Below are 17696 nucleotides of genomic sequence, written 5' to 3' on the forward strand. Positions count from 1 at the left end.
GTTACGGCACCGGGAGCAGCCGGTATGACGGCCCCCCGGACCGACGAGTCCCCCAGCCCGGAAACCGGCACGACACCCGGCCCGGTGACACCCGGCCCGGTGACACCCGGCGCCCACGCGGTCCCCGTCCGCGCGGAGTCCGACCACACGGTCCTCGCGTACCCGAGCCCCGACCACACCGCCCCCGACCACCCCGACCTCGGCCACAAGGGCCCCGACCGCGGCGCGGAGTCACCCGGTCGGCGCCACGATCCCCCGGGCGAACCTCGGGCGGTCGTCCTGCCGGAGGCCGGTGCGACGGCCGCCCCCCGGTGGCCGTCCGGAGACGACCGGGGCGTGCCCTCCGGCCGGTTCGTCGCCAAGGCCACGCTGCTCACCGCCTCCCTCTCGATCGCCGCGGCGGTGCTGGGACTGCTGCGGGACCAGTCGCTGGCCCGGCTGTTCGGGGCCGGGCGGGGCACCGACGCCTTCCTGGTGGCGTGGACCGTGCCGGAGTTCGCGGCCACCCTGCTGATCGAGGACGGGCTGGCCTTCGCGCTGATCCCGGCGTTCAGCATGGCCCTGACCCGCCGCGCCCAGGGCGTCCCCGGCGACCCGGTCCGCTCGCTGGTCGCCGGCACCCTGTCCCGGCTGGCGCTGGCGTTCGCGGCGGTGGGGGCGCTGCTCGCGCTGGCGGCGCCGCAGTTCGTGCGCGCGCTGGCGCCCGGCCTGCCGGATCCGGGGCTCGCCGTGGACTGCACCCGGCTCACCGCGACCTGTGTGCTCAGCTTCGGCCTCGCCGGATACGGCAGCGCCGTCCTCAGGGCCCATGGGCGCTTTCTGGCACCCGCCGGAATCTACATCGCGTACAACCTCGGCATCGTCACGGCGATGTACGCGCTCGGCGCCCGCTGGGGCGTGCGGTCGGCCGCGTTCGGGGTGGCGGCGGGCGGCTGCCTGATGGTCCTGGTGCAACTGCCCTCCTTGGTGAGGGAGTTGGTTCGGCGTCGTCCGGAGAGGGGCGACCGGGTCCCGGCCGCCGGCGCGGGGGCACCGTCGATGAACGTGCCGCTGCTGGCCACCGTGCTGCTGTTCGCGCTGTGCCGGCAGTCGCAGGTGCTGATCGAGCGGTTCCTCGCCTCCAGCCTGCCCGCCGGGGCCATCTCGCATCTGAACTACGCCCAGAAGGTGGCGCAGATCCCGATGACCCTGTCGATGATGCTGTGCACGGTCACCTTCCCGGTGGTGGCGCGAGCGCTGGCCGAGGGCGACGCCGAACGGGCCCGGATCCGGGTGGAGCGGGACCTGGCGGTGGCCGCCACCCTGGTGCTGCTCGGCACCGCCGCCGTCGTGGCCTGCGCCCCGCAGCTGATCTGCCTGCTGTTCCAGCGCGGCGCGTTCACGGCCGCGGACACCGCGGCGACCGCCGGAGTGATGCGTGTCTACGCGCTCGGGCTGCTGGGCCAGACGCTGACCGGCGTCCTGGTCCGCTCCTACTTCTCGGCGGGCCGCGCCACCTGGTACCCGGTCGCCGCGATGACCGCGGGGATCGTGGTGACCTTCTGGATCGGCGCCTGGACCGTGGGGTCCTGGGGCGTCACCGGGATCGCCGCCGCCAACGCCACCGGCATCACCGTCACCGCCGCCCTGCTGCTCGCCGGGATGCGGCGCCGCGGTGTGCCCGTCCGGACCGCGCGTGTACTGCGCGAGCTGAGCCGGCCGCTGCGGGCGGCGGCGATCGCCGCCCCGGCCGGTGGCCTGGTGGCGGCACTGCCCGGGGCAGCGCCGGCCGGGCTCGCCGCGGGGGGCGCCACCGTGACCGTCGTCTTCGTCCTGGCCGGGTGGGCCCTGGGCGCCCAGGAAATCGCCCCCCTGCTCCGCACCGTCCGCACCCGCACCCGAAGGCTCGCCGATGCCGTCTTCCGTTGAGTCCCCCGCCCGCGCCGGCTCGCCGGCCGCCACCGGGCCCGGCCCGGTCCCCTGGATCGCCATGTACCACTCGGTCGGCGACCGCTCCGACGACCCGTACCGCATCACGGTCACCCCCGAGCGGCTGGACCGGCAGCTGCGCTGGCTGCTCCGGCGGGGGCTGCGCGGGGTGTCGGTGGCCGAACTCCTCGCGGCGCGGGCCCGGGGCGCCGGCCGCGACCTGGTGGGTCTCACCTTCGACGACGGCTACGCCGACTTCCTGGACGGCGCCCTGCCCGCGCTCGCCCGGCACGGCTGCACGGCCACCCTGTTCGTGCTGCCGGGCCGGCTCGGCGGCGACAACGCGTGGGACCCGCTCGGCCCGCGCAGACCGTTGCTGACCGCCGAGGGCATCCGGCGCGCCGCCGACGCCGGAATGGAGATCGGCTCGCACGGTCTCACCCACGTCGACCTCACCCGGGCCGACGACACCGCCCTCGGCGCCGAGACGGCCGGGAGCCGCGCCCTGCTGGAGAAGGTGACCGGCACCCCGGTCACCGGCTTCTGCTACCCCTACGGGAGGGTCGACCGGCGTGCCGTGGAGGCCGTACGGGCCGCGGGCTACGGCTACGGCTGCGCCATCGACCCCGGCGAGCTGAGCGGCCCGCACGTCCTGCCGCGCGTGCACGTCGGACAGGACGACACCGCCGTACGGCTGTTCCTGAAGTACCGGTTGCACCGGCTGCGGCGGCGGCCCGTCGAGGGGCTGCGATGAAGGCCCTGCACATCATCACCGGTCTCGGAGTGGGCGGCGCCGAGCAGCAACTACGGCTGCTGTTGCGGCACTTGCCGGTGCGCTGCGACGTGGTGACGCTGACCAATCCCGGGTCGGTGGCCGCGGGCCTGACGGCCGACGGGGTGCGGGTGACCCACCTCGGCATGGCCGGCAACCGGGACCTGGCCGCGCTGCCCCGGCTGGCCCGGATCGTCCGGCGCGGCCGCTACGACCTCGTGCACACCCATCTGTACCGGGCCTGCCTGTACGGCCGGATCGCCGCCCGGCTGGCCGGGGTCCGCGCGGTCGTCGCGACCGAACACTCCCTCGGCGACTCGCAGATGGAGGGCCGGCCGCTCACGGCGGGGGTGCGCGGGCTGTATCTGCTGGGTGAGCGGCTGGGCCGGACGACGGTCGCCGTCTCCCCGACGGTCGCCGAACGGCTCTCGCGCTGGGGGGTGCCCACACCGCGCGTCGCGGTCGTACCGAACGGCATCGACCTGGCGCGGTTCGCCTTCGACCCGGCGGCCCGGCACCGCACCCGCGAACGGCTCGGGCTGCCCGCCGGCGCGTTCGTCGTCGGCGGCGTCGGCCGGCTCACCCCCGGCAAACGCTTCGACGTCCTGATCCACGCCCTCGCCCGGCTGCCGGCCGACTGCCGGCTGCTGCTGGTCGGCGGGGGTGCCGAGGAGGACGCCCTGCGGCGGACCGCCCTGCGGGCGGGGGTCGCCGACCGGGTGCTGTTCACCGGCGAACGGCCCTATGTCGCCGACGGCTCGCCCGGCCCGGACCTGCCCGCGCTGACCTCCGCGATGGACGTGCTCGCGGCGCCGTCCCCCGAGGAGGCGTTCGGCCTCGCGGTCGTGGAGGCGCTGGCGGCCGGTCTGCCGGTGCGGTACGCGTCCTGCCCGGCCCTTCAGGACCTGCCGCCCGAGGCCGCGCCCCGCGCGGTGCGCGTCCCGCCCGACGCCGACGCCTATGCCCGCGCGCTCGCCGGGGTCCGGGCCGCCGGTCCCGGCCCGCGAACCGCCGCCGAGGCGGCCCACCACTACTGCATCACCCGCAGCGCCGCCCGGCTCATGGACGTCTACGCGTCGGCGCTCGCCTCCACGTCCCCCCGAGTCCCGATCCAGCAGGGAGCAAGCCCGTCATGACCGAGAACCACGCCCGGCCCCGCACCTTCCGCCTCTCCCGCGCGCTGCCGTCCTGGTCGCTGGTGGCGGCCGGTGTGCTCGCGGGCGGACTGCTCGGCGGGGCGTACGGCGTGCTGAAGACGCCGACGTACACGGCGACCAGCTATGTCATCGCCGTCCCGACCGAGAAGTCCGACACCGCCACCGCGCTGGGCTTCGCGCAGGCCTACGGGCGGGTCGCCACCCAGCTCGCGGTGCTCGGCGACGCCCAGCGGTGGGCCGGGGTGCCGCTGGCCACCCTGCGCGACAGCGTGCGCACGGCGACGTCGCCGGACGCGCCGATGGTCGCCGTCTCCGCCACCTCCACCCGCCCGGCCCGGGCCGCCGCCATGGCCGACGCGGTCGCCCGCGCGCTCACCCGGCACGCCGACGACGTCAAGGCCGCCACCCATGTCGAACTGCTGGAGTTCTCCCGGGCGGTCAAGCCGACCGCGCCCGCCTCGGCCTCCCCCGAGCTGACCGGTCTGGTCGGGGCGAGCGCGGGCGGGCTGCTCGGCGGCCTGGTGCTGCTGGCGCGGCCCAGGCGCCGGCCGGAGGAGGAGGCGGCACGCCCGGCCTCGGTGCCCGGCCCGGCCTTCGCCGCCGACGCGCACGGCCAGCTGTGACGGCGACCTACACGGCCCGTACCGTCACCAGCGCGCTCACCACGGAACTCGTCACCGACGAGGCGGGTTTCGCGGGGCTGGCCCCGGCCTGGGGGCGGCTGTACGGGCGGTGCGCCGCCGCGACCCCTTTCCAGAGCCACGCCTGGCTGCACTCGTGGTGGCTGTCGTACGGCAGGCGCGGCCGGCTCCGGCTGGTGCTGGTGCGCTCCGCCGGCGAGCTGGTGGCCGTCGCACCGCTGATGCTGGTCCGCCGGCCGCTGCCCGCGCTGGTCCCGCTCGGCGGGGCGATCTCCGACTACGCGGATCTGCTGCTGGACGACGGCGACGACGGACGCGCGGCGGCGGCGCTCACCGAGGCACTCGCGCACGCGGCCGCCACGGCGCTGATCGACTTCCGGGAGGTGCGGCCGGGCGGCGCCGTGGAACGGGTCTACGACCGCTGGCGCGGACCGCGCCGCACGATCGGCGACTCCCCGTGCCTGGAGCTGCCCGCCCTGCCCATGGACGGGCTGGTGTCCCGGCTGCCGTCGAACAAGGCCCAGCGGGTGCGGGCCAAGCTGCGCAAGCTGACCGCGCTCGGCGTGCACCGGCGGACGGTCGGGCCCGAGGAGGTGGACGCGGCGCTCGGCCGGCTGCTGGAGCTGCACCGGCTCCAGTGGCAGGGCCGGAACGTTACGTCCGAGCACCTCCAGCCGCGTTTCCGGGACCATCTGGTGCGGGCGGTCGGTGCGATGGTGCGCTCCGGGGACGCGGTGGTCACCGAGTTCCGGATCGACGGTGAGGTGGTGGCCGTCGATCTGACCTTGCTCTCCCGGGGGCTGGCGGGCGGCTACCTCTACGGCGCCCATCCGGGCCTGCGGGAGCGCCGGGCGGACGTGGCGGTGATGCTGCTGGACGCCTGCGCCGAGTACGCCGGGGCGGGGGGCCGCGGCACGCTGAGCCTGCTGCGCGGCGACGAGCCGTACAAACTCCACTGGCGCCCCGAACGCGTCGTCAACCAGCGGCTGTTGCTGGCCCGGCGCCGCACCGCCCCACTGCTGACGGCCACGTTGTGTGACGCGGCCGCCCGGCAGCGGGGCAAGGAGGTGCTGCGGCGATGGCGGGAACGGGGCGAGGGCTAGGGCCTGTTGCGCGACCACCAGTCGAGCCGGATGCAGAGTTTCCCGCCGAGCCAGTGCTCGACCCAGTCGCCCAGCTCCAGCGGCGAACAGTTGGCCGGGGGCTTCGGGGTGGGGGTGGGAGTGGGTGTCGGGGTGGGGGTCGGTGTGGGTGTCGGCTGGTCGGTACGGCCGTACAGGGCCGCCCGGTAGATCTGGGAGGACCTGGGGTTGCCCGCGCACTGCCACACGCCGTGCGGGCAGTAGTCGGTCACCGTGTTGTACAGCGGCTTGTGCTCGTCGATCCAGGCGAGCATGCCCTTCATGTACGTGGCGTTGTCACCGTTGCGGAAGAGCCCCCATTCCGGATAGGAGACGGGCTTGCCGTGGGCCTTGGCGAAATCGACGTGCTGCTGGAGGCCGTAGGGCTCTTTCACCTGTTCGTCGAAGGACATGCCGGTCGGCTGGTCGTAGGAGTCCATGCCGATGATGTCGACCGTGTCGTCCCCCGGATAGCACTCGGTCCAGGGCACGGCGTCCCGGCCCCGGCTCGGTGCGAAGTCGAACCGGAATCTCTGACCCGGCACCGCACGCATGGTGGTGACGATCCTGTTCCAGTACGTCTTCCAGGCCTGGGGGTCCGGTCCGCAACGGTGCGTGTAGGTCGTGCCGTTCATCTCCCAGCCGAGGACGAGCACGGTGTCCGGCACGTTCAGCCGGACCAGCCGCTCCGCCAGGGCCTTGAAGTGGTGGTCGAACGCGCCGGCCGCCGCCTGCCGCAGCAGTGTCCGCACCTGCCCGTCGGAGAGGTTCTCCTCGTTGCGCTCCTGCATCGGGACGTTGAGGACGAGCGTCCGGTCGGCCTTCTCCAGCCGCCAGTCGGCCCACGCGTCCAGGAAGCCGGGTGGACCCTCGATGTCTCGCCAGAGACCACCGGGCAGATAGGTGTGGGCGACCTTCAGCTCCGTCCCGCCCAGCCAGCGGCTCAGCTCGGCGATGCGGGCCACCCCGCTCGGCCCGGAGTCGAGGAACGCCCCGAAGGGCGGGACGCCCGAGGCCGGGGCGACGGGCGGCGCCGGGGCGAGGGGACCGTCGGGGAGGGCCGGGGCCGCCGGAGCCACGGGAGTCGTCCGGGTCGGTGTGGGTGTGGGTGCGGGCGCGGGGGGGTCGGTGGTTCGCGTCGCCTCCGCCGCGGACCCGGGTCCGGCCGCCAGGGCGACCGACACGGCGACCGCCGCCGCGACCACGCCGAGCCGGCGGACGGAATCCCGTCGCTGCTGTGGAGCCATTCCCGCTCCCCTCTCCACACGACTGCGTTCTCGCTGCTCTCTTCCTGTCACCAACCCTGTTATTGACACACAGTCACATCAATATGAACTCGGGCGGTGCGATTGCGGCATTCAGGTGGACCGGAACCCCCGCACGGGCGAATGGACGAGAGGACCGGCGGGCGTCGGCGGGGCGCCCGATGCGGGGCCGGGGTTCGAGTCGTCGTATCCGGGCCTTTTCCTGGCCGGTCCCGTCACGGCCTCGGGTTTCGGCCCGGCGATGCGGTTCGTGCACGGCGCGGCCTTCACGGCGGGCACGCTGGTGCGCGGGGTGCGGCGGCGGCTGCGCGCCGGGCCGGCCGGATGGCGGATCCCGGCCGGCCGACACGACGGACTACCGGATGCGGTACGGCACTGCCGGCAGAACTGACGGTGGAGGGGGGCGGTGCCGGGCGCTGGGCCCGGCACCTAGCCACGTCATCGGCGCGCGGCGACCCTGCCTCGGCGGTACAGGATCGCCCCGGCCGCGATCAGCGCGGCGCTGGCGGCCGACGTCGCGAGCATGGCCCGGGCGTCCCCACCGGTGTGCGGGAGGCTCGGCGGCGGACCATGGTGATGCCCATGGCCCCCCTGGGGCGGAGGCGTGGTCTCGCCACCGTAGGGCGGAGGCGTGGTCTCGCCACCATAGGGCGGAGGCGTGGTCTGGCCGCCGTAGGGCGGAGGCGTGGACTCGCCACCGTAGGGCGGAGGCGTGGACTCGCCACCGTAGGGCGGAGGCGTGGACTCGCCGCCATAGGGAGGCGGGGTGGACTCGCCACCGTAGGGAGGCGGGGTGGTCTTGTCCTCGCCCCCGTAGGGAGACGGGCTGGTCTTGTCCTCGCCCCCGTAGGGAGACGGGGTGCTCCGGTCGTCGTCGCCGTAAGGAGACGGGGTGGTCTTCTCGTCGCCGTACGCGGCCGGGGTCTTCTTGTCGTCGTCGCCGTAGGCGGGCGGGGTCTTCTTGTCCTCGTCGCCGTAGGCGGGCGGGGTGGTCTTTTCGTCGCCGTACGCGGGCGGAGTGCGGTCCTCGTCATCTCCGCCGTACGCGGGCGGGGTGTGGTCCTCGTCGTCGCCGTAGCCGGGCGGGGTGCGGTGGGTGTCGGGGCCGTGCGAGCCGTGGTTCACACAGGAGTTGCCGAACGCCGGGTTGAGTGCGGCCGCAGCGTCGACGGAGTTGCCGCAGACGTTCACCGGGATGTTCACCGGCACCTGGACGTTGTTGCCGGACAACACGCCGGCTGAGCCCTGGGCGGCACCGTGCGCTTCCGTGTCGGCGAGCGCGGAACTGCCGTACAAGGACAGCATGCTGGTCGCCGCGGCGGCCACGACCATGCCCTTGCTGAGGGTCTGTCGCAATGTCGTTGTCTTCCTGCTCGAAGAAGTGGGAAGGCCGGTCCCGGAACGAGGAATCGAGGTTCGACGATCCGGAACCGGCCACGACACAGCCGGGGGCTGGTGTGTTGCTCTGCGTCCTCAGTCGTTGACGCAGGTGTTGGCGAACGCGGGGTTCAGCAGGCCGATGACGCTGATCGTGTTACCGCAGATGTTGATCGGGATGTGCACCGGTACCTGGACGACGTTGCCGGACAGGACACCCGGCGAACCGACGGCCGCGCCCTCGGCACCCGCGTCGGCGAAGGCGGGTCCGGCCAGGCCCAGCGCCAGGAGGGCGCCCGCGACTACAGCAACGCTCTTCTTCATGAAAGTTCCCTTCTCTGGGGTCATACCCCGATGACGGCCAGAACCGTGTGAGCACGACGCGAACGGTCGTGGCACGGAACGAGGGATAGACACAATGGGGAGCGCAGGAACATGAAATGAGTGACAATCACTCTTTCGCACCGACCCCTCACACGTTTCACCCGCAGCCGGATTGCATGGAAAAAAGGCCCGGGCAGTCCGCAGACAAAGCAGCGGACCGCCCGGGCCGACCCGAACGGCTCAGCCTTCGCCGTTGGCCGAGAGAACCGACAGGTCCTCCAGAACGTGCGAGATGCCACCGTCCCGCTTTACGTTGGTGGAGTTGTCGGAGCACTGCTGCTGCAGGTGGTCCGACAGGATCGGGATGTCCTGGGCCGTCACACCGATAAGGGCGTCGACCGCGACATCGACGTCCTGGACGCCGACACACGGCTTGTTCAGCGTGCCCTGCACCAGCGAAAGCTGCGGGCTCATGTTGCCCGCCGTCGCCGAGTTGCCGAACGACGACACGGCGCCGTTGCCATTGGCGACGGTCGGTCCGTCGTCGTTGCCGATGGCAAGCGCCTGCGGCGCGGCCGCCACCGCCATTCCCACGACAGAAGCGGCGGTCGCAGCGGCGACCATTGCCTTCTTGAGCACTTCGCGTTCCTTTCCTCGTAGCGACGCATGCCCTACGGCGACATCAACCGACCGCATCGGGAATGGTTGCGCCCATTCACCCGGTTGGCTCGCACGACTCCCGAGGAGGGCCGGAAATCACCAAGTCCGAAAAACGCAAGACCAGCCCAGTCGTCGTCCGACGGAGTGAACGGGAGAAACCACGGGGGGTCAACGGAGTTGACCAGAACGCTCCGGTGGACGGGGTTTCCTCTGAAAGGACTGGCCAGTGATCAGGAAGATTGTTGCCACCGCGGCCGTCGCCGCTTCCGCCATCGGCGCCTCTGCCGCCGCGGCACCGCAGGCGCTGGCGATCGGGAACGACAGCGGGCCGACCGCCGCGAACGGCAACGGATCGTGGCAGAGCTACGGCAACTCGGCCACGTACGGGAACATGAGCCCGCAGATCGCGCTGATCCAGGGTTCCTTCAACAAGCCCTGCATCGCCGTGAACGACATTCCCGTCGGCGTCGGCGCCCTCGTCGGCGTCAATGTCCAGGACCTGCCGATCCTCTCGGACCACATGCAGCAGCAGTGCACCGAGAACTCCACCAACGCCAAGCGCGACGGTGCGTTGGCGCACGTGCTGGAGGACGTGTCGATCCTGTCGTCGAACTCCGAGGCCGGCAGCTGATCCGATCCGCGGAGCGGGTCGCCGAGTGCTTCGGCGGCCCGCTTCGGCGTGTCAGCGGCGGTACAGCGCCTCGATCCGCCCGGCGTACGCCGCCGTCACCGCGTGCCGCTTCACCTTCAGCGACGGGGTGAGCAGTCCGTTCTCCTCCGTGAACTCCCCCTCGACGAGGGCGAAGGCACGGATGGACTCGGCACGGGAGACCGCCGCGTTGGCGTGGTCGACGGCCTTCTGCACCTCCGCCCGCAGCCGTTCGTCGCCGGTCAGTTCCGAGACGGGGGTGTCCGGCGGCAGCCCCCGGACCGCCAGCCAGTGGGCGAGCGCCTCGGGGTCGAGGGTGATCAGGGCGGCGACGAAGGGCCGGTTGTCGCCGACGACCACGCACTGGCCGACGGGTGAGCGGCTGCGCAGCCGGTCCTCCAGGATCGCCGGGGAGACGTTCTTGCCGCCGGAGGTGACGAGGATGTCCTTCTTCCGGCCGGTGATGGTGAGATAGCCGTCCTGGTCCAGGGCGCCGAGGTCGCCGGTGGCGAACCACTCCTCGGCGAGCACGGCGTCGGTGGCTCCCGGGTTGTTCCAGTACGAGCCGAAGACCACCCCGCCCTTGACCAGCACCTCGCCGTCGTCGGCGATGCGGACCGCGACTCCGGGGATGGGCAGGCCCACCGTGCCGGGCCGGGGTGCCAGTGGGGGCACGATGGTGGCGGCGGCGGTCGTCTCGGTCAGGCCGTAACCCTCGTAGACGACGATACCGGCGGCGTGGAAGAACAGGTTGAGGTCGCGGTCCAGCGGGGATCCACCGCTGACGGCGTAGCGCACACGGCCGCCCAGCTCCTTGCGGATGCGCCGGTAGACCAGCAGGTCGTACAGGGCCCAGGCGGCGTAGAGGCCGGGCCCGGGGCCCTTGCCGGTGCCGGTGCCGGTGCCGAGGAACTTGTGCAGGTACGCCTCGCCGAAGCGGACGGCGATCCGCTCGGCGCGGTCGAAGGAGGCGGCGCGGCCGATCTTCTCGGCGGTGGCGCGCCCGGTGTCGTGGATCTTCTCGAAGAGGTACGGCACCCCGACCAGGAAGGTGGGGCGGAACTCCCGGAGCGCGGGACGCAGTTCGTCGGGGCGGACGCTCGGGAAGTGGCCGGTCTCGATGCGGGCCAGCAGACAGGCGAGCTGCAGGGTGCGGCCGAGGATGTGGGCGAGCGGCAGGAAGAGCAGGGTGGAGGCGGCCTGGCCGGTAACGGCCTGGAAGACCGGGTGCAGCAGCTCGACGGTGTTGGCCGCCTCGGCGTGCAGATTGGCGTGGGTGAGGACGCAGCCCTTGGGCCGGCCGGTGGTGCCGGATGTGTAGCAGACGGTGGCGATGGCTTCGGGGGTCAACGACTGGCGGCGCTTGGCGAGTTCGTCGTCGGGGAGGTCACAGCCGAGGGTGGTGAGGTCGGCGAGGGCGCGCTCGTCGAGCTGCCACAGGCGCGGGGGACGTGCGTGGCCGGCCGTACCCGTGGTGACGGTGGCCGCGTTCCGGGCGGTCTCGGTGACGACGAACCGGGCGCCCGAGTCGCGGACGATCCAGTCCACCTGGTCGGCGGAGGAGGTGGGGTAGACCGGCACGGACTGGCCGCCCGCCGCCCAGATCGCGAAGTCGAGGACGGTCCACTCGTAGCGGGTGCGGGACATCACTGCGACCCGGCCGCCGGGTTCCAGTCCGGCGGTGATCAGGCCCTTGGCGACGGCGGCGACCTCGGCGGCGAAGACGCCGGCCGTGACCGGGTGCCAGCCGTCCGGCTCGCGGCGGCGCAGGAGTACGGCGTCCGGTGTCTCGGCCGCGTGGGTGAACGGCAGGTCGGCCATGGAGCCCGTGGCGAGCGGCGCCGCCAGCGGTGCCGCGCGGACCTCGCGCACGGTGCCGGTGGCGTCCCTGACCAGCTCCACCGAGTTCCGGGCCGCGAGATCGGTGCGCCGCCGTGCCCGTTTCAGATCCCTGCGTACGCCCATGACGGCTCCCGGTCGCGGCTCTGCCCAGCGTGAGATCCTCACCGGTGCGTCAACTTACTCGTAAGTAAGAGAAGGTCAATGGGGTGCGCGCCCCGGTGCCTGCTAGGAGACGACGTCCTTGTGGGCGAAGCCCCGGAAGGCCAGGGCGAACAGCACGACGGCGTAGGTCGCCGAGATCACCGCGCCCTGGATCATGCCCGACCACTCCAGGTGCGGCTGTATGGCGTCGGCCCAGGCGAACTGCCAGTGCGCGGGCAGGAAGTCGCGCCAGTGGCCGAGGGCGGTGACCGCGTCCAGGACGTTGCCGACGATGGTCAGGCCCACCGCGCCGCCGACCGCGCCGAGCGGGGCGTCCGTCCTGGTCGACAACCAGAACGCCAGTGCGGCGGTGACGAGCTGGGACACGAAGATGTATGCCACGGCCACCACGAGCCGCTGCGCCGCCGTACCGGTGTCCAGCGCGCCGCCGGTGGGGATCCGCAGCGGGCCCCAGCCGTAGGCGACGGTGCCGGCGGCGAGGGCGACGAGCGGCAGCAGCACCATCGCGGCGAGACTCAGCCCGAGCGCCACGACGAGCTTGGACCACAGCAGCCGGGCCCGGGGGACGGGGGCGGCCAGCAGATAGCGCAGGGAGGACCAGCTCGCCTCCGAGGCCACGGTGTCCCCGCAGAACAGGGCGACCGGGATCACCAGCAGGAAGCCCGCCGACACGAACAGGTTCACGGCGGCGAAGTTGGCTCCCGACGCGGTGGCCGTGTCCATCAGCGTGACCCGGTTGTCGCGGCCGCCCGGCGTGCCGCCGACGGCGAAGGCGATCAGCAGCACGAACGGCAGGACCGCGAGGATCGTCCCCATGACCAGGGTGCGGCGCCGCTTGAGCTGGCGGACCAGCTCCACGCGCAGGGGCAGGGTGCGGCCCGCGCGATAGCCGGACGCCGTCTCGGCGCGCTCGGTGAGCGTGCTCATGCGGAACCTCCGATCAGGGTGAGGAAGGCGTCTTCGAGGCGGCGGTGAGGTCCGACCGAGGCGACCGGTACCGACAGTCGCACCAGCTCCGCGACCAGCCGCTCGGCGGTGGCTCCGGGGTCGAGCCGGACGAGTAGTCCGTCGTCGGTGCGGACGGCGGAGGCGACCCCGGGGAGCGCCGCCACCTTCTCCATGACCGGCTCCTCCACGGGGGTGGCGGTGCCGACCAGCAGGGTGTCGCCGGAGCCGATGATCTCGCGGACCGGGCCGGCCTGGACGAGGCGGCCGCGGTCCATCACCACCAGGTGGGTGCAGGACTGCTCGACCTCGGCGAGGAGATGGCTGGAGACGATCACGGTGCGGCCGGCGGCGGCGTAGCGGATCATCACCTCGCGCATCTCGCGGATCTGGGGCGGGTCGAGGCCGTTGGTGGGTTCGTCGAGGATGAGCAGGTCGGGCAGGCCGAGCATGGCCTGGGCGATGGCCAGGCGCTGGCGCATGCCCTGCGAGTAGGTGCGCACCGCGCGGGCGAGCGCGCCGCCGAGTCCGGCGATCCGCAGAGCCTCGTCCAGGTGGGCGTCCTCGGGTGGGCGGCCGGTGGCCCGCCAGTACAGCTCCAGGTTCTCCCGGCCGGACAGGTGCGGCAGGAAGCCGGCGCCCTCCACGAACGCGCCGACCCGGGACAGCACCGGGGCGCCGGGCCGGACGGCGTGGCCGAAGACGCGGATCTCCCCTTCGTCCGGGGTGATCAGGCCCATGAGCATGCGCAGGGTGGTGGTCTTGCCCGCGCCGTTGGGTCCGAGCAGGCCGAGCACCTGGCCCTTCTCCACCCGGAAGGACAGCCCACGCACCGCGTACCGGTCGGCGGAGCGGGCGTAGCGCTTGCTCAGGTCCCTGATCACGAGCGGGACTTCGGCCGACTCCGCGTCGGGCGCGGGGGCGGCCGTCCGGCGGCGGCCGGTCAGCAGCAGGGCGAGCGCGGCGAGCGCCCCGGCCGCGGGCAGCCACCAGACCCAGGCGGGCAGGGGCGCGGCGGCGGTGGTGACGGCGGGGGCCGTCGGCGCGGCGAGGTCGCCCTTCAGGGAGACGGTGTAGGTGGCCGGGGCGGCCGGGGAGGCGTAGCCGAGGTCGGTGGAGGCGAGGACCAGGCGGAGGCGGTGGCCCTTCTGCACCTCGTGGTCGATCGCCGGGAGGCTGACGGTGACGTCCTTGCCGGCTCCGGCGCCGGTGACCCGGAAGGCGGTCACCAGTTGGGAGGGCAGGACCTGCCGGGTGCCGTCGGGGCCGACGTCGTAGACCTTGCCGAAGAGGACGGCGTCGTCGCGGGTGGAGGTGATGTGCACGGTGGCGGTCGGTGCGCCGGTGATCCGCAGATCGTGGGCGAGCGGCGCCGAGTCGAACTTCGCGTACTGACCGGGGAAGTCGAGCGAGAGGCCGACGCCGAGCGCGGACAGCTGGGAGAGGCCGCCGGAACCGCCGAGGCCGGGCAGCGCCGAGACGCCGGGCGGGCTGGCGCCGGCCGGGTTGGCGACGCGCTGCTCGCCGCCGGTCAGGGCGATGGCCCGGCGGTGGTCGTGCAGGCCGGGGTAGGTGCCGGCGCTCGCGCCGCGCAGCCGGGCGGTGCCGTCGGTGGTGTCGACGCCTCCGGTGCGGGTGACCCGGAAGGCCGGGCCGGTGTCGGTGCTCGTGTCGCCCTTGAGGTACCGGTCGAACCAGGCGCGCACACGGCTCTGCACCCGGCCGGTCTCCATGTTCCCGCCGTCGTGTCCGCCGGCGATCCAGTCGACGTCCACGGGGGCGCCGGACGCGCGGATCGCCCGCGCGGCGGCGTCGGCCTGGTCGAGGGTGAACAGGGAGTCGGTCTGGCCCTGGATCAGCAGGGTGGGCACCTTGACGCGGTCGCCGACGGCGGACGGCGAGCGCGCCTGGAGCAGGTCGCGTGCGGACGCGTCCGGGACGCCGGACTCGGCGACGCGGTCGTACATCCTGCACAGCGCGGGCTCGAAGCGGGCGCAGCCGCCGCCGGTGTTGAGGAAGACGCCGGCCCACAGCTTCTTGAACACGCCGTTCGGGAAGAGGGCGTCCGCGAGGTTCCAGTAGGTGACGGCCGGGGCGATGGCGTCGACCCGGCGGTCGTGTCCGGCGGCGAGCAGGGAGATCGCGCCGCCGTAGGAGGCGCCGGCCACGCCGACCCGGGGGTCGCCGGGCTTGTCGAGCCGCACCTGGGGCCGCTCGGCCAGCCAGTCGATGAGGCGGGAGACGTCGGCGACCTCGCGCCGGGGGTCGTTGAGACCGATCTTCCCGGTGGACCGGCCGAAGCCGCGCGCGGACCAGGTCAGGACCGCGTACCCGTGCCGGGCGAGGTCCTCGGCCTGCTGCCGCAGGTCGTCCTTGCTGCCGCCGAAGCCGTGGGCGAGCAGGACGGCGGGGCGTCGGCCGGCGGCGGCCGGGGTGAAGAACGAGGTGTCCAGGCGCGCGCCGTCGACCGCCATGACCTGGTCGCTGACGCGCACCGCGGGTGTGTCGTCGGAGGCGAGGGCCGCCGTCCAGGTCCCGGCGCCGGCGAGCACCACGACGGCGGCCACGGCGGCGAGAAGCCGGCGCGGCCGCCGCAGCAGCTCCCGCGGTGCGGGCAGTCGAAGATCCATGGGTCAACGGTACGGGCCCCCACCGACAACCGACCCGGCCGCGGGGCTGAACCGTGCGCCCCGGGCACCCTCCTCGCGGCGTACGGGCCGCGCCGGACGTACACCAGGCGTGGTACGAAGGCCCATGGACATTCGCCGGGCCACCACCGTCGCCCAGCTCACCGCCGCGGGGCCGCTGTTCGACGACCCGGTGCGCCCCGAGTGGGCGGAGCGTTTCCTCGGGACGGCCGGGCACCATCTGCTCCTCGCGTACGAGGACGGTGCCGAGGCGCCCGTCGGCTTCGTCAGCGGCGTCGAGACCGTGCACCCCGACAAGGGCGCCGAGATGTTCCTGTACGAGCTGGCCGTGGCCGAGCCGTACCGGCGCCGGGGCATCGGGCGGGCTCTGGTGGAGCGGCTGGCCGAGCTGGCCCGGGAGCGGGGCTGCCACGGCATGTGGGTCGGGGTCGACACCGGCAACGACGTGGCCCTCGCCGCCTATCGCGGTGCGGGCGGCGAGGACGACGGTACGTGTTCGGTGGTGGCGTGGGACTTCAGCTGACCGGTGCGGGCTGTTCGTCCTCGGGGATCGACACCAGCCAGCGGGTCTCGCGGCGCGGGCGGAGGTAGAAGGCCCAGTAGAGGGTGGCGACGGCCGTGATGCCGCCGGTCCACAGCAGGTAGCTCGTCTCCTGCTGGGTGAGGATGTAGGCGAGGACCGCGATCAGCAGGACCGGCACCGCGGGCCACAGCGGCATCCGCCAGGCGGCGGTGTGCTTGTGGGAGCCGCGCCGGGCCAGCAGGGCGGCGACCGCGACCAGCAGGTACATGCCGGTCACCGAGACGCCGGTGACGCCGTACAGGGTGTCCAGGTTGACGAAGCACAGCAGCGCGCCGGGGACGCCGACGGCGAGCGTGGCGACCCACGGTGAGCCGAAGCGGCCGAGCTTGGAGAAGACGTTGTTGACCGGGCCGGGCCAGGCCTTGTCGCGGGCGGAGGCGAACAGGACGCGGGAGTTCTGGATCACCATGACGATGCCCGCGTTGATGATGGCGAGGGCCACGCAGAGGCTGACGAAGGTGCCGACGGCGGAGTTGGACCAGGCGGTGACCATGGAGCTGATGTCGCCGCCGGTCAGTTCCTCGAGGTTGCCGGCGCCCAGGGTGATGGCGGCGACGGGGACCAGGATGATCACGGTGGAGATGGCCAGCGTGGCGAGCACCGTGCGGGCCACGTTGCGGCGGGGGTGCTCCAGTTCCTCGGAGAGGTAGACGGCGGTCGAGAAGCCCTGGGTGACGAAGAGGGCGATGGCGAGGCCGGAGACGACGAGCATGGCCGTCACGGTGTTCGTGTGGCCGTTCCCGCCGGCCACCTGCATGGAGACCAGGCTGCCGACACCGCGGTGGCTGTGGGTGAAGCCGAGCAGGGCGACGATGCCGGCGGCGATGACCTCCAGGACCAGGAAGATGCCGGTGATCCAGGCGTTGGCGCGCAGGTCGAGCAGGCCGGCGAGGGTGGCGAGCAGCATCACGCCGGCGCCGGTCATCGCGGGGTCGAGGTGCACGATGGGGGCGAGGTAGTCGGCCGTGCCCATCGCGATCACGGGCGGCACGATCATGACGACCAGCAGGGAGAGCACGAAGACGAGCCAGCCCGTGAGCCGCCCGGCCAGCGTCGACACCATGGCGTACTCGCCGCCCGCGCTGGGGATGAGGGTGCCCAGCTCGGAGTAGCAGAACGCCACGGCGATACAGAGGAGGGAGCCGATGGCGATCGTCAGGGCGGTGGCGGTGCCGAGGGAGCCGAACAGGTCGGGGACGACCACGAAGAGCGTGGAGGCCGGCGTGACGCAGGAGAGCGTCAGCAGGGTGCCGCCGACGACGCCGATGGAACGCTTGAGCTTCTGAGGGCTGTCGGCGGCCGCCGCGGAGGCTTCCGTGACGGCTGTCTCGACAGGGCGGAGCGTGTCGGTCATGCGGCGGTTCCGATCGACTGGTGCGACTGAGGATGGGGGTCGGGAGCGCTATCGCCTCCGGCGGATCGTCGTGCGTTCGTCTCGTCTCGTCCGCTCCCGGCGCTGCCTAGAGAACCCCGACGAAAACCATCACGTCAATGGCCGATTGCCTTCGGAATCCGCACTTGCGGACGGCCTCTCGCCGGATCACATTCCTAGGTCTCGAAGCCCTATAAGGGCATCCAGCAAGCCTTTGGTGAATGTGACCTTGCATTCAAAGGTCATTGCACGGAAACTCCTTCGTCACCC

Annotated in this window: 15 protein-coding genes and 1 pseudogene; 8 read left to right on the forward strand and 8 right to left on the reverse strand. The window is 73.0% G+C overall.

Annotation, left to right across the window (positions count from 1 at the left end):
• Positions 1 to 24: 24 nt before the first annotated feature.
• From ACIBA9_RS15820 to ACIBA9_RS15840, 5 genes are read left to right on the forward strand one after another with little or no spacing between them, the layout of a single operon-like run.
• Positions 25 to 1908 (forward strand): lipid II flippase MurJ, encoded by a 1884-nt coding sequence (locus tag ACIBA9_RS15820; RefSeq protein WP_399363288.1) that lies wholly within the window; start codon positions 25 to 27, stop codon positions 1906 to 1908.
• On the forward strand, positions 1892 to 2662 hold the full coding sequence (locus ACIBA9_RS15825; protein WP_399363290.1) for a polysaccharide deacetylase family protein: 771 nt from the start codon (positions 1892 to 1894) through the stop codon (positions 2660 to 2662). The genes ACIBA9_RS15820 and ACIBA9_RS15825 overlap by 17 nt, the downstream gene beginning before the upstream one ends.
• A complete protein-coding gene (locus ACIBA9_RS15830) occupies positions 2659 to 3816 on the forward strand; it encodes a glycosyltransferase (RefSeq protein ID WP_399363292.1) in 1158 nt (385 codons plus the stop codon). Before ACIBA9_RS15825 ends, ACIBA9_RS15830 begins: the two co-directional genes overlap by 4 nt.
• Positions 3813 to 4460: a lipopolysaccharide biosynthesis protein gene (locus ACIBA9_RS15835; RefSeq protein WP_399363294.1), complete on the forward strand. Its 648-nt coding sequence runs from the start codon at positions 3813 to 3815 to the stop codon at positions 4458 to 4460. Before ACIBA9_RS15830 ends, ACIBA9_RS15835 begins: the two co-directional genes overlap by 4 nt.
• Positions 4457 to 5581 (forward strand): GNAT family N-acetyltransferase, encoded by a 1125-nt coding sequence (locus tag ACIBA9_RS15840; protein WP_399363296.1) that lies wholly within the window; start codon positions 4457 to 4459, stop codon positions 5579 to 5581. The genes ACIBA9_RS15835 and ACIBA9_RS15840 overlap by 4 nt, the downstream gene beginning before the upstream one ends.
• Here ACIBA9_RS15840 and ACIBA9_RS15845 read toward each other — a convergent pair.
• On the reverse strand, positions 5578 to 6846 hold the full coding sequence (locus ACIBA9_RS15845) for a glycoside hydrolase family 26 protein (RefSeq protein ID WP_399363297.1): 1269 nt from the start codon (positions 6844 to 6846) through the stop codon (positions 5578 to 5580). The two genes, ACIBA9_RS15840 and ACIBA9_RS15845, sit on opposite strands and share 4 nt — an antisense overlap.
• 169 nt (positions 6847 to 7015) lie before the next feature.
• Here ACIBA9_RS15845 and ACIBA9_RS15850 point away from each other — a divergent pair.
• A pseudogene (locus ACIBA9_RS15850) lies at positions 7016 to 7255 on the forward strand (dimethylaniline monooxygenase); the annotation flags it as partial.
• 47 nt (positions 7256 to 7302) lie between these two features.
• Here the strand turns inward: ACIBA9_RS15850 and ACIBA9_RS15855 are convergent.
• The 3 genes from ACIBA9_RS15855 to ACIBA9_RS15865 form a co-directional block, all read right to left on the reverse strand.
• Positions 7303 to 8220 carry a chaplin family protein gene (locus ACIBA9_RS15855; protein ID WP_399363299.1) on the reverse strand — a complete coding sequence of 306 codons (918 nt, stop codon included), beginning with the start codon at positions 8218 to 8220 and terminating at the stop codon, positions 7303 to 7305.
• A gap of 117 nt (positions 8221 to 8337) precedes the next feature.
• The gene (locus tag ACIBA9_RS15860; RefSeq protein ID WP_362151205.1) at positions 8338 to 8565 is read right to left on the reverse strand and encodes a chaplin; all 228 of its coding nucleotides are present in this window, start codon (positions 8563 to 8565) and stop codon (positions 8338 to 8340) included.
• Between the two features lie 240 nt (positions 8566 to 8805).
• The gene (locus ACIBA9_RS15865) at positions 8806 to 9204 is read right to left on the reverse strand and encodes a rodlin (RefSeq protein ID WP_399363301.1); all 399 of its coding nucleotides are present in this window, start codon (positions 9202 to 9204) and stop codon (positions 8806 to 8808) included.
• Between the two features lie 247 nt (positions 9205 to 9451).
• On the opposite strand from ACIBA9_RS15865, the gene ACIBA9_RS15870 reads away from it, so the two are divergent.
• Positions 9452 to 9856: a rodlin gene (locus ACIBA9_RS15870; RefSeq protein WP_362151200.1), complete on the forward strand. Its 405-nt coding sequence runs from the start codon at positions 9452 to 9454 to the stop codon at positions 9854 to 9856.
• A 51-nt stretch (positions 9857 to 9907) separates the two neighbouring features.
• Here the strand turns inward: ACIBA9_RS15870 and ACIBA9_RS15875 are convergent, their stop codons facing one another.
• The 3 genes from ACIBA9_RS15875 to ACIBA9_RS15885 form a co-directional block, all read right to left on the reverse strand.
• Positions 9908 to 11839 (reverse strand): AMP-dependent synthetase/ligase, encoded by a 1932-nt coding sequence (locus ACIBA9_RS15875; RefSeq protein ID WP_399363303.1) that lies wholly within the window; start codon positions 11837 to 11839, stop codon positions 9908 to 9910.
• Between the two features lie 102 nt (positions 11840 to 11941).
• Positions 11942 to 12805, reverse strand: coding sequence for an ABC transporter permease (locus tag ACIBA9_RS15880; protein ID WP_399363305.1), 864 nt, complete (start codon positions 12803 to 12805; stop codon positions 11942 to 11944).
• The gene (locus tag ACIBA9_RS15885; protein ID WP_399363307.1) at positions 12802 to 15453 is read right to left on the reverse strand and encodes a CocE/NonD family hydrolase; all 2652 of its coding nucleotides are present in this window, start codon (positions 15451 to 15453) and stop codon (positions 12802 to 12804) included. The genes ACIBA9_RS15880 and ACIBA9_RS15885 overlap by 4 nt, the downstream gene beginning before the upstream one ends.
• 124 nt (positions 15454 to 15577) lie before the next feature.
• Between ACIBA9_RS15885 and ACIBA9_RS15890 the strand changes: the two genes are divergently transcribed.
• On the forward strand, positions 15578 to 15994 hold the full coding sequence (locus ACIBA9_RS15890) for a GNAT family N-acetyltransferase (protein ID WP_399363309.1): 417 nt from the start codon (positions 15578 to 15580) through the stop codon (positions 15992 to 15994).
• Here the strand turns inward: ACIBA9_RS15890 and ACIBA9_RS15895 are convergent.
• The gene (locus ACIBA9_RS15895) at positions 15987 to 17408 is read right to left on the reverse strand and encodes an APC family permease (RefSeq protein WP_399363311.1); all 1422 of its coding nucleotides are present in this window, start codon (positions 17406 to 17408) and stop codon (positions 15987 to 15989) included. The two genes, ACIBA9_RS15890 and ACIBA9_RS15895, sit on opposite strands and share 8 nt — an antisense overlap.
• Positions 17409 to 17696 lie beyond the last annotated feature (288 nt).

The sequence above is a fragment of the Streptomyces sp. NPDC051452 genome, from assembly GCF_044454765.1.
Taxonomy (GTDB): domain Bacteria; phylum Actinomycetota; class Actinomycetes; order Streptomycetales; family Streptomycetaceae; genus Streptomyces.

Coding starts and splice junctions, on each gene's coding strand:
- ACIBA9_RS15820 (WP_399363288.1), top strand. CDS start 25: ATGACGGCCCCCCGGACCGACGAGTCCCCCAGCCCGGAAACCGGCACG.
- ACIBA9_RS15825 (WP_399363290.1), top strand. CDS start 1,892: ATGCCGTCTTCCGTTGAGTCCCCCGCCCGCGCCGGCTCGCCGGCCGCC.
- ACIBA9_RS15830 (WP_399363292.1), top strand. CDS start 2,659: ATGAAGGCCCTGCACATCATCACCGGTCTCGGAGTGGGCGGCGCCGAG.
- ACIBA9_RS15835 (WP_399363294.1), top strand. CDS start 3,813: ATGACCGAGAACCACGCCCGGCCCCGCACCTTCCGCCTCTCCCGCGCG.
- ACIBA9_RS15845 (WP_399363297.1), bottom strand. CDS start 6,846: ATGGCTCCACAGCAGCGACGGGATTCCGTCCGCCGGCTCGGCGTGGTC.
- ACIBA9_RS15860 (WP_362151205.1), bottom strand. CDS start 8,565: ATGAAGAAGAGCGTTGCTGTAGTCGCGGGCGCCCTCCTGGCGCTGGGC.
- ACIBA9_RS15875 (WP_399363303.1), bottom strand. CDS start 11,839: ATGGGCGTACGCAGGGATCTGAAACGGGCACGGCGGCGCACCGATCTC.
- ACIBA9_RS15880 (WP_399363305.1), bottom strand. CDS start 12,805: ATGAGCACGCTCACCGAGCGCGCCGAGACGGCGTCCGGCTATCGCGCG.
- ACIBA9_RS15885 (WP_399363307.1), bottom strand. CDS start 15,453: ATGGATCTTCGACTGCCCGCACCGCGGGAGCTGCTGCGGCGGCCGCGC.
- ACIBA9_RS15890 (WP_399363309.1), top strand. CDS start 15,578: ATGGACATTCGCCGGGCCACCACCGTCGCCCAGCTCACCGCCGCGGGG.
- ACIBA9_RS15895 (WP_399363311.1), bottom strand. CDS start 17,408: ATGACCGACACGCTCCGCCCTGTCGAGACAGCCGTCACGGAAGCCTCC.